Annotated in this window: 15 protein-coding genes; 8 read left to right on the plus strand and 7 right to left on the minus strand. The window is 68.6% G+C overall.

Annotated elements, in window-relative coordinates:
- The first annotated feature begins 29 nt into the window (after positions 1-29).
- A complete protein-coding gene (locus HD841_RS20865) occupies positions 30-869 on the plus strand; it encodes a cold-shock protein (RefSeq protein ID WP_179507846.1) in 840 nt (279 codons plus the stop codon).
- A gap of 242 nt (positions 870-1,111) precedes the next feature.
- On the opposite strand, the gene HD841_RS05720 is transcribed toward HD841_RS20865, so the two are convergent.
- Together HD841_RS05720 and HD841_RS05725 are read right to left on the minus strand one after the other, a co-directional pair.
- The gene (locus tag HD841_RS05720) at positions 1,112-1,735 is read right to left on the minus strand and encodes an HAD family hydrolase (RefSeq protein WP_179507847.1); all 624 of its coding nucleotides are present in this window, start codon (positions 1,733-1,735) and stop codon (positions 1,112-1,114) included.
- Positions 1,732-2,007, minus strand: a complete 276-nt coding sequence (locus tag HD841_RS05725) for a DUF3572 domain-containing protein (protein WP_179507848.1) — start codon at positions 2,005-2,007, stop codon at positions 1,732-1,734. The genes HD841_RS05720 and HD841_RS05725 overlap by 4 nt, the downstream gene beginning before the upstream one ends.
- Before the next feature lie 38 nt (positions 2,008-2,045).
- Between HD841_RS05725 and HD841_RS05730 the strand changes: the two genes are divergently transcribed.
- Positions 2,046-2,408 (plus strand): response regulator, encoded by a 363-nt coding sequence (locus HD841_RS05730; RefSeq protein ID WP_179507849.1) that lies wholly within the window; start codon positions 2,046-2,048, stop codon positions 2,406-2,408.
- 441 nt (positions 2,409-2,849) lie between these two features.
- Here HD841_RS05730 and rpmG read toward each other — a convergent pair whose 3' ends face one another.
- Positions 2,850-3,017, minus strand: coding sequence for a 50S ribosomal protein L33 (gene rpmG / locus HD841_RS05735; RefSeq protein ID WP_017977469.1), 168 nt, complete (start codon positions 3,015-3,017; stop codon positions 2,850-2,852).
- 177 nt (positions 3,018-3,194) lie between these two features.
- On the opposite strand from rpmG, the gene HD841_RS05740 reads away from it, so the two are divergent.
- From HD841_RS05740 to HD841_RS05750, 3 genes are all read left to right on the plus strand, one after another.
- Complete coding sequence (locus HD841_RS05740) at positions 3,195-3,530, plus strand: hypothetical protein (RefSeq protein WP_179507850.1); 336 nt, start codon at positions 3,195-3,197, stop codon at positions 3,528-3,530.
- A gap of 24 nt (positions 3,531-3,554) precedes the next feature.
- Positions 3,555-4,121 (plus strand): TMEM165/GDT1 family protein, encoded by a 567-nt coding sequence (locus tag HD841_RS05745; RefSeq protein ID WP_179507851.1) that lies wholly within the window; start codon positions 3,555-3,557, stop codon positions 4,119-4,121.
- Between the two features lie 96 nt (positions 4,122-4,217).
- Positions 4,218-4,709 carry a Dps family protein gene (locus HD841_RS05750; RefSeq protein ID WP_179507852.1) on the plus strand — a complete coding sequence of 164 codons (492 nt, stop codon included), beginning with the start codon at positions 4,218-4,220 and terminating at the stop codon, positions 4,707-4,709.
- Between the two features lie 57 nt (positions 4,710-4,766).
- On the opposite strand, the gene HD841_RS05755 is transcribed toward HD841_RS05750, so the two are convergent.
- Positions 4,767-5,600, minus strand: coding sequence for a metallophosphoesterase (locus HD841_RS05755; protein WP_179507853.1), 834 nt, complete (start codon positions 5,598-5,600; stop codon positions 4,767-4,769).
- Between the two features lie 49 nt (positions 5,601-5,649).
- Between HD841_RS05755 and HD841_RS05760 the strand changes: the two genes are divergently transcribed.
- Positions 5,650-7,224, plus strand: a complete 1,575-nt coding sequence (locus HD841_RS05760) for a cisplatin damage response ATP-dependent DNA ligase (RefSeq protein ID WP_179507854.1) — start codon at positions 5,650-5,652, stop codon at positions 7,222-7,224.
- 16 nt (positions 7,225-7,240) lie between these two features.
- On the opposite strand, the gene HD841_RS05765 is transcribed toward HD841_RS05760, so the two are convergent.
- Complete coding sequence (locus tag HD841_RS05765) at positions 7,241-8,101, minus strand: glutaminyl-peptide cyclotransferase (RefSeq protein WP_373562931.1); 861 nt, start codon at positions 8,099-8,101, stop codon at positions 7,241-7,243.
- A 186-nt stretch (positions 8,102-8,287) separates the two neighbouring features.
- On the opposite strand from HD841_RS05765, the gene HD841_RS05770 reads away from it, so the two are divergent.
- Both HD841_RS05770 and HD841_RS05775 read left to right on the plus strand, forming a co-directional pair.
- Positions 8,288-8,752, plus strand: a complete 465-nt coding sequence (locus tag HD841_RS05770) for a RidA family protein (protein ID WP_179507856.1) — start codon at positions 8,288-8,290, stop codon at positions 8,750-8,752.
- A 142-nt stretch (positions 8,753-8,894) separates the two neighbouring features.
- Positions 8,895-10,031, plus strand: a complete 1,137-nt coding sequence (locus HD841_RS05775) for a GNAT family N-acetyltransferase (protein ID WP_179507857.1) — start codon at positions 8,895-8,897, stop codon at positions 10,029-10,031.
- Here the strand turns inward: HD841_RS05775 and HD841_RS05780 are convergent.
- Positions 10,012-11,631: a hypothetical protein gene (locus tag HD841_RS05780; protein ID WP_373562932.1), complete on the minus strand. Its 1,620-nt coding sequence runs from the start codon at positions 11,629-11,631 to the stop codon at positions 10,012-10,014. The two genes, HD841_RS05775 and HD841_RS05780, sit on opposite strands and share 20 nt — an antisense overlap.
- 249 nt (positions 11,632-11,880) lie before the next feature.
- Positions 11,881-13,098 carry an argininosuccinate synthase gene (locus tag HD841_RS05785; RefSeq protein WP_179507859.1) on the minus strand — a complete coding sequence of 406 codons (1,218 nt, stop codon included), beginning with the start codon at positions 13,096-13,098 and terminating at the stop codon, positions 11,881-11,883.
- Positions 13,099-13,156 lie beyond the last annotated feature (58 nt).

Genomic DNA, 13,156 nt, shown 5'->3' on the forward strand with positions numbered 1-13,156 from the left:
GCGGGCGAACCGGGAAGACGAATAGGGTTATGGGTTACGACAAAGGTGGCCGCGGCAATCGTGGCGGACGTGGTCGCGACAAGCGCGACGATTTCGGTGGCGGCAGCAGCGATTTCGGCGGCGGCGGCTTCGGTGGCGGCGGCTTCGGCGGTGGCGGCTTCGGCGGCGGTGATCGCGGCGGCTTCGGCGGCGGCAACAGCTTCGGCGGCGGCGACCGTGGTGGCTTCGGCGGCGGCGGCGGTGGTGGTTTCCGTGGCGGCGGCGGTGGCGGCTTCGGCGGCGGCGGTGGCGGCGGGTTCAGCGGCGGTGGCCGCGGCATGCCCCCGCAGGTCGTCGGCGAGGGCACCGGCGTGGTCAAGTTCTTCAACGCGCAGAAGGGCTTTGGCTTCGTAGTCCGTGATGACGGCGGCGAGGACGTGTTCGTGCACATCTCGGCCGTCGAACAGGCCGGCATGAGCGCGCTTGCCGAGGGTCAGCCGCTCGGCTTCACCCTCGTCGATCGCGGCGGCCGTATCTCGGCGACTGAGCTGAAGATCGACGGCGAGCCGATGGCGGTGACCGAGCGTGCGCCGCGTGAGCCGCGCGAAGGTGGCTTCGGCGACCGTGGTCCCCGTGCCGGCGGCGCCGGTGGCGCACCGCAGCGTCAGCTGACCGGTGAGAAGGCGACGGGCACCGTCAAGTTCTTCAACGCGATGAAGGGTTTCGGCTTCATTCAGCGCGATGATGGCCAGCCCGATGCCTTCGTGCACATCTCGGCGGTCGAGCGTGCCGGCATGTCGACCCTCAACGAGGGCGACAAGCTGGAATTCGAACTCGAAGTCGACCGTCGCGGTAAGTATGCCGCGGTGAACCTCTCGGCCGCGTCGTAACGGTCCAGACCCAGTAGCGAAAAGCCCGGTCCCGCAGATGCGGTGCCGGGCTTTTTGCTGTCTGGAGCGGGCGAGGGGCGGCGGCGTTGCATGAAGTGCCGCCCGTGGCAGCCTCCTGCCGGCGGCGTTGACGCCTTCCGCTCCTAAAGGTGTGATCGATTGGCGCGCTGGCGAGCAGCGGCTGGTGAGATTGGTGCCCGACGCGCTGCGATATTCGCCGATGCCGCTCTTCGCAGCGGCGTTCAGGCTGCTCCCACGCCCGCCGCGAAGCGCCCTGCGATCCAGTCCGCTGCGTCGCGCCAATCATCGATTCGCGCGTGCGCGTCCGGGGCCGGGGGGACATTCGGTGCCAGCGTCGGTTCGGACACCATGTGCAGCCGGTGGACGTCTGGCGCATGACGCGCGACCGATTCGTGGTGGACCGCCAGGTCATCGACGAACACCGTGACCGGATCGCCATATTCCGCCCGCAGCCGCGCCACCGGCTCGCCCTTGCCGCCCTGGTTGCATTCCACGCGATGTGCGATGCCGAATCGGGCGAGTTGCTCGATCCGCGCCGTCTTGCAGGCATCGGTGATGTTGGTCAGCACGACGATATCCGCCTGCTCCGCAAGCCGGGCCAGCGCCTCGGCCGCATGCGGCACGAGCGTCTGCCGGTGCATCTCGCCGGGAAAGAAGCCGCCGAGCATCGCCCACATTTCGTCGCGGGTCGGTGCCGGGCCGCCGTTGCGGCGCCGCATGCTGTTGGCGAAGTCGGCGCCGTCGGGGGTGAAGTCGATATCGTGCGCCTCGCCGACCCAGACGCCGAAATGTTTGACCATGTGCAGCAGGACTTCGTCGCAATCGGTGATCAGCAGCGGCTTCATCGGGCCTCCAGAGCCTGGCGGGCGCCGACCAGCGCCTCGGGGGGAACGCCCAGCGCGCGTGCGCAGGCGACGAGATCGGGTTCGTAGGATTCGAGATATTCGATCACCGCGCCCAGCACCGCCGGCTCGGCGGCACGGGCGCGCAGGTCGTCGGGGAACAGGCCGGTGACCGCGATCAGCCGGTCGGCGCGGTCGGGTTCGCCGATCGTCCACACGAGAGCCTGCAGAGCGAGCACCTCGGGATCAGGGATGTTTGTATCGCGCGCGCGCATTGCCTATCGTCCCATTATCGGAAGGGTTGGTGACGCACGTGGCGAAACGGGTACTCGTTGTCGAGGACAACGAACTCAATCTGAAACTGTTCTGCGACCTGCTGCGCGCGCACGGCATGGAAGCCGAGCCGGTGCGCGACGGGCGCGAGGCGGTGGCGCGGGCGCGCGCCTTTGCGCCGGACCTGATCATCATGGATATCCAGATGCCGCACGTCACCGGCTATGAGCTGATCCTCGAGCTGATGGCGGACGAGCATTTGCGCGATATCCCGGTGATGGCGGTGACGGCCTATGCCGGCCGCGACGATGAGGACCGCATCCGGGCCGCGGGCGCCCGCTCCTACGTGTCGAAGCCGATCAGCCTCGCCCGCTTCATGGATGCGGTGAACGCGCTGCTGTGATCGCCGGTCGCGGACAGGAAGACGCCCTGCCGAGCCGGCGAGGCATCGACAGGGCGCCGCGCGCTTCCAGACCCTTGCCCCCCGAAAAGGGCCAGATGCTGCAAGCCTCATAAAAACGAGAGACCGGCGATCGGGTTCCCCGCGACGCGCGATCGGGCCGGCGGCGGGCAGGCGTCGAGCGCCTTCGCCACATAAACCAAGAGCGGCATCCTCATATGAGAACACCGCCCTTGGCCCGTAGTGACGCGATACAGGGCAGCCGGAAAATCCGGCTGCCGGTGACTGCTATGCCGAAAGAAGATGAACGCAATGTGTCCGAAGCGAGCCCGGATCAAGGCGTTATGCACGGGCGCGGCGCAAGCGAAAAGCCGCCGATGCGCATGCACCGGCGGCTTTCGGCAAATCAGGTAACGGCAGCGGCGTCGTGCGCCGCCCGGCCGCTTACTTGATCTTGGCTTCCTTGAACTCGACGTGCTTGCGCACGACGGGATCATACTTGCTGAAGCTCAGCTTCTCGGTCTTCGTCCGCGGGTTCTTCTTGGTGACGTAGAAGAAGCCGGTATCGGCGGTGCTGACGAGCTTGATCTTGACGGTAGTCGGCTTGGCCATGAGCCCTAATCCTGAAAACAAGGAGAGCGGCAGCACCAACGCCGCCGCTCGATCAGTCGCGGCGCATGGCGGATGGCGGCGACAAAGTCAACCATCGACGGCCGCGCCTTGCGGTCTTAACCAGCCTATTACCTTTGTGCGCGCACCATCGCGACGGAAAAAGAGGGGGAGAGGATGATGCCACAGGCACGTGATGGCGAGCCGCTTATGCTGGAGGCGGTGCGCGCCGACCTCGCCGCGCGAATCGCGGCGATCGATGTTCGCGCCCCCTACAGCCAGGCCCGCGACCTGCAGCCCGAGATCAACCAGATCCGGCTGATCGCGCATCGCAACGGTCTCAACCCGGTGGTCACCGTCGCGCATTTCGTCGATTCGGCGCTGTCGCGCGGCGATCGCGGGGTGCTGCTGCACGGTTGGCTGTCGGTGCTCGGCGATGCGGTCGCCAGCGAGCGACAGGACGTGCGCGCCTGCGAGGCCTTCGCTGCGGCCTGTTCGGTGCGGCTGGCGGGCTGAGGCGCGGATGGGGCTGAGGCGCGGATGGACGCATTGATGGCGGCGCTGGTCGCCGCTGCCTTGGCGCAGGTCGGTGATCGGCCCGCGTGGCTCGCGTCCATCCTGGCGGATCGGTACCGCAAACCGGGGCTGGTGATCGCTGCGGCGGCGGCGGCGGTGCTGGTCGCCGGGCTGCTCGCCGCGGCGGCCGGCGCGGCTCTCGCACCCCGGCTGACGCCGGAAGCGAAGCAACTTTTCCTCGCGCTCGCGCTGCTGTTCCAGGGCGGCGGGGTGCTGTTTCCGGTCAAGCCGCCCGATCGACTCGCCGGCTGGCGACTCGGCGCGGCCCTGACCAGCCTGCTCGGCCTGTTCATCCTCGCGTTCGGCGATGGCGTGCAGTTCATCGTGCTGGCGCTGGCGGCGCGCGCCGAACTGCCCTGGCTGGCGGCGGTCGGCGCGATGCTCGGCTCGCTCGCGGTAATTGCGCCCGCCGCGATCTTGGGGGAAGCCGGCTGGACGGCGCTGCCGCTGGCGATGCTGCGCCGGGTCGTCGGCATCCTGTTCGTGATCGCCGCGGTGGCGCTGGGACTCGCCGCGCTGCGACTGATCTGATCGCTCGATCATCGACATGCGCGAAATGCACGCCGGGGCGGGAGCGTTTCGGCTATCGGATCGTTTCCGCAACGATCCCATTTCACGGAGGTTTCCATGGCCGACATCAACCCGGCGCTGAACACGCCGACCGACCTCAGCAACACCCGCTCGGTGGCGGATGCGCTCAATGCGTCGCTCGCCGATTGCTATGCGCTGTATCTCAAGACCAAGAACTTTCACTGGCACGTCTCCGGGCCGCATTTCCGCGACTATCACCTGCTGCTCGACGATCAGGCGGCGCAGATCCTTGGCGTCACCGATGCGATCGCCGAGCGGGTCCGCAAGACCGGCAACACGACGCTGCGCTCGATCGGCGACATCAGCCGCCGCCAGACGATCACCGACAACGACCTCGACTTCGTCGATGCCGGGTCGATGCTGGCGGAGCTGCGTGAGGACAATCTGAAGCTCGTCGAGAGCTTCCGCACCGTCAAGGAGGCCGCCGAAGAGGCGAAGGACAATGCCACCAGCGGCATCGTCGACGAATGGACCGATCAGGCCGAGGAGCGCGCCTGGTTCCTGTTCGAGGCGAGCCGCAAGGGCTGATCCGCCGCCCGGCTCCGTCCGCGCCCGGCCAATCAGGGCGGGGGCGCGGACGGGCCGCTATCGCTCCCCGCTGACGGTCACCAGCCAGAAGTCTGGCGGCGCGCCGACGCGTAGCGGCACGCTGCTGGTGCCGAGCCCGGCACTCACGATGGTGATGGTGCCGCCACGCCGGACGACGCCGCAGCGCAGGCCCGGCTTCCAGAAGACGCGCGGCGGCCCGACGATCGGCAACACGCCTTGGCCGCAATGGGTGTGGCCCGCCAGCACCAGCCCGACCGTCGGCGGCACGTGCATCGTCAGGTCTGGCGAATGGGTCAGGACGATCTTCGCGCCCGACTTGCCCGCCATGGCGCGCAGCGTGCCGGGCAGATCGTCGTGATGGCTGAATGCGTCGCCGGCCCCGCCGATGACCAGGGGGCCGCGAACCACCGCCGCATTGTCCAGGACCGTCACGCCGGCACGGCGGAGTGCCGCGGCGATCAGCGCCGGCACCGATTGGTCGTGGTTGCCGAGCACCGCGACGACGCCGAGCGGCGCGCGCAATCGGGCGATCGGCGCGACCAGCGCCGCGGCTCCGGCGCGGGCGACCGCCACGTCATGCTCCGCGACATAGTCGCCGGCGAGCAGCACCAGATCGGGGCGGGCCGCGTTGACGATCGCGACGATGCGGGTGAGCCGCGCCGCATCCATCGTGCTGTTGCCGATATGGATGTCGCTCAGCAAGGCGATCCGGATCGGCCGCGCGCGCGCCGGCCAGTCGGGCAGGGCAAGGCGCAACCGCCGTTCGACGGGATCGGCAAGCGCGTTCTGGTGCCACCAGACCGCCGTCGCGACCGCGATGGCGAGCAGCAGCACGCCCACGGTCGCAACGATCCGGACGATCCTTCGCATCCGCGCGCCATACCGGGAGCGGATCGCCCTCGCCAGACGTTCCCCCATCATGCACGCCTTCGCCGCGCTCCTCGACTCGCTGATCTACACCCGCGGTCGCAACGCCAAGCTCAAGCTCATCGTCGATTATCTGCTTGCCACGCCCGATCCGGATCGCGGCTGGGCGATGGCGGCGCTGACCGGTGACCTCGACCTGCCTGGGGTCAAGCCGGCGCAGATCCGCGCGCTGATCGAGGCGCGCGTCGATCCGGTGCTGTTCCGGATGAGCCGCGAATATGTCGGTGACACCGCCGAGACGGTCGCCCTGCTCTGGCCCGCGCCGGTGCCGGCCCCGGCCGGCGCGCCGCTGTCGATCAGCGCGGCGGTCGATGCGCTGCGTCATCTCTCGCGATCGGATGCGCCGGCGGTGCTCGCCGCTATGCTCGACCGGCTCGACGCCGAGGAGCGGTTCGCGCTGCTCAAGATGGCGACGGGTGCGTTGCGCATCGGCGTGTCCGCGCGCCTTGCCAAGACCGCGCTCGCGCAGGCGTTCGGGCTCGACGTCGATGCGGTCGAGGAGGTGTGGCATGGCCTCACCCCGCCCTACGCCAGCCTGTTCGCCTGGGCCGAGGGAAGCGGGTCGCAGCCGACCGCCGCCGACGTGCCGGTGTTTCGCCCGTTCATGCTGGCGCACGGGCTGGAGGATGCGCAGGTCGATCTCGCCGATTATGCCGCCGAGTGGAAATGGGACGGCATCCGCGTCCAGATCGTCCATGTCGCCGGCCAGACGCGGCTCTACAGCCGCACCGGCGACGACGTCACCGGCAGCTTTCCCGACGTCGCCGCGGCCTTCTCGACCCCGGGTACGGTCGACGGCGAACTGCTGGTCAAGGGCGACGCGCAGGGCGGGGAGGCGGCGAGCTTCAACGCGCTGCAACAGCGACTCGGCCGCAAGACCGTCTCGGCGAAGATGCTGAACGACTATCCGGCCTTCGTCCGCCTCTACGATCTGCTGTTCGATGGTCCCGAGGATCTGCGGGCGCTGTCCTGGACCGAACGGCGCGCGCGGCTGGAGGCGTTCGTTCCCCGCCTCGATCCCGACCGGTTCGACCTCAGCCAGGTGATCGATGCGGCGAGCTTCACCGAACTGGAGGCGATCCGCGCCGGCGCGCGCGATGCGGCGATCGAGGGCGTGATGCTGAAGCGCCGTGATTCGCCCTATGTCGGCGGCCGTCGTGCCGGCCTGTGGTACAAATGGAAGCGCGATCCGCTGACCGCCGATTGCGTGATGATGTATGCGCAGCGCGGCAGCGGCCGGCGCTCGTCCTATTACAGCGACTATACCTTCGGCTGCTGGACCGAGGAGGGTGAGCTGCTGCCGGTCGGCAAGGCCTATTCGGGCATCACCGACGAGGAGCTGAAGATGCTCGACAGCTTCGTGCGCCGGAACACGCTCGCGCGCTTCGGCCCGGTGCGCGAGGTCGAGAAGACGATGGTGCTCGAGATCGCGTTCGATTCGATCCACGGTTCGACGCGGCACAAATCGGGCGTCGCGATGCGCTTCCCGCGCATCGCCCGCATCCGCACCGACAAGCCCGCCGCGGAAGCCGACCGGGTCGAGACGCTGCGCCGCCTCGTGACGTGAGCCGCGGCGGCCGGCGTCAGTTCGCCCGGCCGACCTCTTCGCCGATGCGGATCTCGAACAGCGTCGGCCAGTATTTGCCCGTCACGAACAACCGGTCGTGCGCGGCGTCATAGGCGATGCCGTTGGCGACCGCGTCGGGATCGGGATTGTTGATCTCGGCAAGCAGGGGGCGCAGGTCGATCAGGCCGTCGACCTTCCCCGTCGCCGGATCGATCCGCGCGATGAAGCCGGTCATCCACACGTTGGCGAGGATGCGGCCTTTGACATATTCGAGCTCGTTGAGCTTGGTCAGCGGCCGGTCGTTGAGCGTCACCGCGATACGGCTCCGCTCGGTGAAGGTCGTCGGGTCCATGCGGCGCAGCGTCGAGGTGCCATCGGACAGGAACAGCGCGCTGCCGTCGCCCGTCAGTGCCCAGCCTTCGCCGGCGTAATGGAAGGGCTGGCCGATGCGCTTGAGCGCGGGCAGCGACCAGCGGAAGCCGATCCCGGTCTTCCACGTCAGGCTGAGCAGGCTGTTCTTCCAGCAGCCGATGCCCTCGCCGAACAGCTCCGGGCTCAAGCGGGCGCGCGCGACGACCTTGCCATCGGCGAGCGTGACGCGGCGGACGTCGGATGCGCCCTCCTTGCCGGTGCTCTCGTAAAGCTCGCCGCCGCAGAACAGCAGCCCCTCGGTGAAGGCGTGCGGGTCGTGCGGCAGGCGCGCGACGACCTCGGCGGCATAGACCGGCACGCCGGTTTCGGCGGGAGCGGGGGCGGGAGCGGAAGCTGGCGCGGGTGCGGCTGGGGTCTGCGCGGCGGGCGCGCCGGCGGGGGGCGACGCCTGCCACGCCGACGCCGCGATTGCGCCGAGCAGCCCGAGCGCCAATGTCACCTTCACCACACGCATATCCTCATCTCTCCGCCGCAGCGGCGCTGCCGACCCGCGGCATACCCCGCGTGGCGAGGGCCGTCATCCCGCCTGATGCCGAAGGGACGCAAACGACGGGCGGCGTGGCGGAGCGTGGCTTTCCACCCGCCGTCCGGATGGTCTAGACGCGCGTCATCACAGTCGAAGGACCCCACCATGACCACCCACGTCGATCGCAAGCTCGAAGACCTCGGCCTGTCGCTGCCCGAGGCGGCGGCGCCCGTCGCCGCTTACGTGCCGGTGGTCGAGGCGGGCGGACTGCTCCACCTGTCGGGGCAGCTGCCGTTCAAGGAAGGGCAGCTCGTCACCGGCCGGCTCGGCGACGGCGTGTCGCTGGAGGATGGGCAGGAGGCCGCGAAACTGTGCGGGCTGATGATCGTCGCGCAGGTCAAGAAGCACCTCGGCGGTGATCTGTCGCGGGTGAAGCGGATCGTGAAGCTCGGCGTGTTCGTCAATTCGGCGGCCGATTTCACCGATCAGCCCAAGGTCGCCAATGGCGCGTCCGAGCTGATGGTCGCGCTGTTCGGCGACGCCGGCAAACATGCGCGCAGCGCGGTCGGCGTGCCGGTGCTGCCGCTCGGCGCCGCGGTCGAGGTGGATGCGATCATCGAACTGGCCTGATGTGGGGCGGGGCGCGTGTCGCCCCGCGTTACATCCGCAGGTGACGGGTTTCGCGGGGTGAGCGGATCGTGCCGCACGCCCCCTCCGCAAGACGGGGCCGAGCGCCTATATCGGTCGCGATGAGCTTTACGATCCTCGCCGCATGACCCAGGTCGCCGCCCGCCTCGTCGATGGCGTCCGCGCGATCCCGGCCGACCAATGGGATGCCTGTGCCGGCACCGGCAATCCCTTCGTCCGCCACGCCTTCCTCGCCGCGCTCGAAGACTCGGCCAGCACCGGCGGGCGGTCGGGCTGGCAGCCGATCCCGATCGTCGTCGATGGCGCCGACGGTGCGCCTGTCGCGATCGCGCCGGCCTATGCCAAGGGCCATAGCCAGGGCGAATATGTCTTCGACCATGCCTGGGCCGACGCCTGGGAGCGGGCAGGGGGGCAATATTATCCCAAGCTCCAGATCGCCGCGCCGTTCAGCCCGGTGCCGGGGCCGCGGCTGCTGCTGCGCGACGCCGGCGCCGCGCCGGCGCTGATCGCCGCGCTGGAGGCGGTGACCGAACAGCATGGCCTGTCGTCGGCGCATGCGACGTTCGTCAGTCCCGAACAGGTGCCGCTATTCGAACAGGCGGGCTGGCTGATCCGCGAGGGGACGCAGTTCCACTGGGCCAATCAGGGCTATGGCAGTTTCGACGACTTCCTAGCCGCGCTCGCCAGCCGCAAGCGCAAGGCGATCCGCAAGGAGCGCGAGGCGGCGGTGCAGGGGCTGACGATCCGCCACCTCAGCGGTGCCGACATCCGGCCCGAGCATTGGGACGCCTTCTGGACCTTCTATCAGGATACCGGCAGCCGCAAATGGGGGCAGCCCTATCTCAAGCGCAGCTTCTTCCCGCTGCTGGGGGAGCGGATGGGCGACGACGTGCTGCTGATCCTTGCGGAGCGCGACGGCCGGCCGATCGCGGGGGCGCTCAACCTGATCGGCGCGGACACGCTGTACGGCCGCTATTGGGGCTGTACCGAGGACGTGCCGTTCCTGCATTTCGAGCTGTGCTATTATCAGGCGATCGATGCGGCGATCGCGCGCGGGCTCAAGACGGTCGAGGCGGGCGCGCAGGGCGAGCACAAGCTGGCGCGCGGCTATGTGCCGGTGCCGACCTGGTCGGCGCATTACATCCCCGATGCGGGCTTCCGTCGCGCCATCGCCGACTTCCTGGTCCGCGAGCGCGCCGCGGTGGCCGACGAGCAGAGCTACCTTGCCGAGCTGGCGCCGTTCAGGAAGGGAGAGGGCTGACCGGCCGCCGCTGCGGTGGCAGCAGGTCGGGGTCGAGCACCACGTCCGGGCGGCGGCGATCGTCGATGCGGTACAGCACGTCGCGACCGCTGCGCCAGATCGGTGTCAGCCCGGTCAGGAAAGCGGGCTCGACCGGCGGCGGGTTGATCAGCCAGACATAGTCGAACGCCTCGCGCGGCAGATAGGCGAGCGAGACGCGCAGCGGCCGCCACCATTCGCCGCGACAGCGCCGGTCGGTGACGAGCTGCGACGGGTCGTGCGCGAAGCGGCCGGCGGGCGTGTAGCGGACGGTGAGCAACTGGCCGCCGGCCATCGACCATTGGTCGTTGGCATAAGCGATGCGCCGTTCGAGCGCGATGCCGGCGGCATGTTCGAGCCGCGAATAGAGCCATTCGTCGCGGCAGGTGCGCCCGACCATCGTCAGCAGCCGTGCGCCCTTCGGCACGTGATCGAGTGCCGCGAGCGTCCGGTCGTACTCGCGGTCGAACTGGATGTAGCTGATCGTCGTACCGACGAATCGCGCGCCGCAGAACAGCAGGCCGAGCGCCGCCAGCGTCGAGGCGCCGCGGAACGACAGGCCGTGGCGCGGGCGCAGGGCGATCAGCGCGATGGCGATCACGAACGGTGCAAGGCGCATGTCGGCATAGGCCGAACCGAAGACGATGCGCGGCAGCAGGACGAAGATCGCGGTCAGGAACAGCGTCGAGAGCAGCAGATTGCGCGAATATTCGACGCGATGGTCGCGGACGCCCTTCAGCAGGATGACGAACAGCACGGTGGCGGAGGCGAGATCGAACGCCATCCAGCGGTCGCGCAGCACCATGATCACCCAGCCGACCTTCGCCCGCCAGTTGAACCAGTCCATCGTCTTGCCGGTAACGTGATCGCCCGAGCGCCACAGCACCATCATCAGGAAGGGCAGGGCGAGCGGCAGGCAGCCGATCGCGGCGCGCGTCCAGCTTTCCAGCCAATGGCCGCCGCGGCCGTCCTTGCGCAGGTCGTGCTGGCGGATCATCTCGGCGGAGAAGGCGAGGATGCCGAGCACGCCCCAGCCGAAGGTATGGCAGACCCACAAGGCGCAGGAGAGCGGCACAAAGACGATCGCGCGCAGCTTGAGATTGCCGAGCCGGCCCATCCGCAGCCACAGCGCGAACAGGTTGAGCGCCAGCGCCATCGACAGCGCGAAGTTCACGAAGCCGAACTGGAAGGGATAGCTGTAGGCGAGCGGCAGCGCGAAGAGCGCGGTCGCGGGGATGCGGCCATGCACCTCCCGCGCGATCCACAGCAGCCCCGAAACGGTCAGCGCCGGGATCGCCATGATGATCAGCTTGACGGCGAGTTCGAGCCCGAAGATCGGCGCGAGCGGCTCGATCAGCAGATCGACCCCCAGATTGCCAATCAGCGCCCAGCGGAAATCATACCATTCCGCCAGCCACGGATAGGCCGCGCCATCGAGCTGGACGCGATAGCGTCCCATATGGCCGGGCAGATCGACCAGCGGCGGAATATCGGGCCAAAACAAAGGGATCATCGCGACGATCACCATCGCCACGACGAACCACCGCGTTTGCCACCAGTGCAGCTTATGCCCCTGCATCATCCTGCCTTAGGGGGTGGAGGCGGCGTCCGACAAGCATTGTCGTGTCGGCTGCGCCGAATGGAGGGGGCGGGGTTCGTGACCGGGCCGCCTCCACCCGTCACCCTCGACTCGTTCCGGGGGCTACGCCGCGGGGAGGCGCGGGGCTGAAGCCTCCGGCCGTGCCCTTGCGGATGGGTGGGCCCCGGACCGAGTCCGGGGTGACGGTTTGCTTCGGGCAGGCGTCTTAACCACGCCATGGCGCGCCGCGAGTCAGGCGTCGCGGCGTCCCAGCAGGCGCAGGCGCAGCGCGTTGAGCTTGATGAAGCCCGCGGCGTCGCGCTGGTCGTAGGCGCCCTGATCGTCCTCGAAGGTCACGACCTTCTCGGAATAGAGCGAGTTGGGCGACTTGCGGCCGACGATATAGACGCCGCCCTTGTAGAGCTTGAGACGGACGGTGCCGCTGACCTTCGCCTGGCTGTGGTCGATCGCCGCCTGCAGCATCTCGCGCTCCGGCGAGAACCAGAAGCCGTTGTAGACCAGCTCGGCATAGCGCGGCGCGAGTTCGTCCTTGAGGTGCGCGGCGCCGCGGTCGAGCGTGATCTGCTCGATGCCGCGATGGGCGAGATGATAGATGGTGCCGCCCGGCGTCTCGTACATGCCGCGGCTCTTCATGCCGACGAAGCGGTTCTCGACGAGGTCGAGCCGGCCGATGCCGTGACGGCGGCCGAGCTCGTTGAGCTTGGTCAGCAGCGTCGCCGGGCTGGTCGCCTCGCCGTTCAGCGCGACGCCGTCGCCGCGCTCGAAGTCGATGGTGATATATTCAGGCGCGTCGGGCGCGTCCTCGGGGTTCACCGTGCGCGAATAGACGTAATCCGGCACCTCCTGCCACGGATCCTCGAGCACCTTGCCCTCCGACGAGGTGTGCAGGAGATTCGCGTCGGTCGAGAAGGGCGATTCGCCGCGCTTGTCCTTGGCGACCGGAATCTGATGCTGTTCGGCGAATTCGATCAGCCGGGTGCGGCTGGTCAGGTCCCATTCGCGCCACGGCGCGATCACCTTGATATCGGGCGCCAGCGCATAATAGCCGAGCTCGAAGCGGACCTGGTCGTTGCCCTTGCCGGTCGCGCCGTGGCTGACCGCATCGGCGCCGACCTGGCGCGCGATCTCGATCTGGCGCTTGGCGATCAGCGGCCGCGCGATCGAGGTCCCGAGCAGATACAGCCCTTCATACAAGGCGTTGGAACGCATCATCGGAAAGACGTAATCCGCCACGAATTCCTCGCGCAGATCGTCGATGAAGATATGCTCGGGCTTGACGCCGGCCATCTGCGCCTTCTGGCGCGCGGGCTCCAGCTCCTCGCCCTGGCCGAGGTCGGCGGTGAACGTCACCACCTCGCAATTGTACGTCTGTTGCAGCCATTTCAGGATCACGCTCGTATCCAGCCCACCCGAATAGGCGAGAACGACACGGTTGATCTGATCGGTCACGGCAGCATCCTTGGCTATGGTCGGGTCGCCGCGCCCCTAGGCCCCTGCGCGCCCCCGC

Origin of the sequence: Sphingomonas melonis, from assembly GCF_013409985.1 — a bacterium.
Lineage (GTDB): Bacteria > Pseudomonadota > Alphaproteobacteria > Sphingomonadales > Sphingomonadaceae > Sphingomonas > Sphingomonas melonis_A.

What these genes read in the sequence shown, in the direction of transcription:
- HD841_RS05780 (WP_373562932.1), bottom strand. Translation starts at nt 11,631, where the DNA reads ATGATGCAGGGGCATAAGCTGCACTGGTGGCAAACGCGGTGGTTCGTC.
- HD841_RS05745 (WP_179507851.1), top strand. Translation starts at nt 3,555, where the DNA reads ATGGACGCATTGATGGCGGCGCTGGTCGCCGCTGCCTTGGCGCAGGTC.
- HD841_RS05760 (WP_179507854.1), top strand. Translation starts at nt 5,650, where the DNA reads ATGCACGCCTTCGCCGCGCTCCTCGACTCGCTGATCTACACCCGCGGT.
- HD841_RS05720 (WP_179507847.1), bottom strand. Translation starts at nt 1,735, where the DNA reads ATGAAGCCGCTGCTGATCACCGATTGCGACGAAGTCCTGCTGCACATG.
- HD841_RS05750 (WP_179507852.1), top strand. Translation starts at nt 4,218, where the DNA reads ATGGCCGACATCAACCCGGCGCTGAACACGCCGACCGACCTCAGCAAC.
- rpmG (WP_017977469.1), bottom strand. Translation starts at nt 3,017, where the DNA reads ATGGCCAAGCCGACTACCGTCAAGATCAAGCTCGTCAGCACCGCCGAT.
- HD841_RS05770 (WP_179507856.1), top strand. Translation starts at nt 8,288, where the DNA reads ATGACCACCCACGTCGATCGCAAGCTCGAAGACCTCGGCCTGTCGCTG.
- HD841_RS20865 (WP_179507846.1), top strand. Translation starts at nt 30, where the DNA reads ATGGGTTACGACAAAGGTGGCCGCGGCAATCGTGGCGGACGTGGTCGC.
- HD841_RS05725 (WP_179507848.1), bottom strand. Translation starts at nt 2,007, where the DNA reads ATGCGCGCGCGCGATACAAACATCCCTGATCCCGAGGTGCTCGCTCTG.
- HD841_RS05740 (WP_179507850.1), top strand. Translation starts at nt 3,195, where the DNA reads ATGCCACAGGCACGTGATGGCGAGCCGCTTATGCTGGAGGCGGTGCGC.
- HD841_RS05755 (WP_179507853.1), bottom strand. Translation starts at nt 5,600, where the DNA reads ATGCGAAGGATCGTCCGGATCGTTGCGACCGTGGGCGTGCTGCTGCTC.
- HD841_RS05775 (WP_179507857.1), top strand. Translation starts at nt 8,895, where the DNA reads ATGACCCAGGTCGCCGCCCGCCTCGTCGATGGCGTCCGCGCGATCCCG.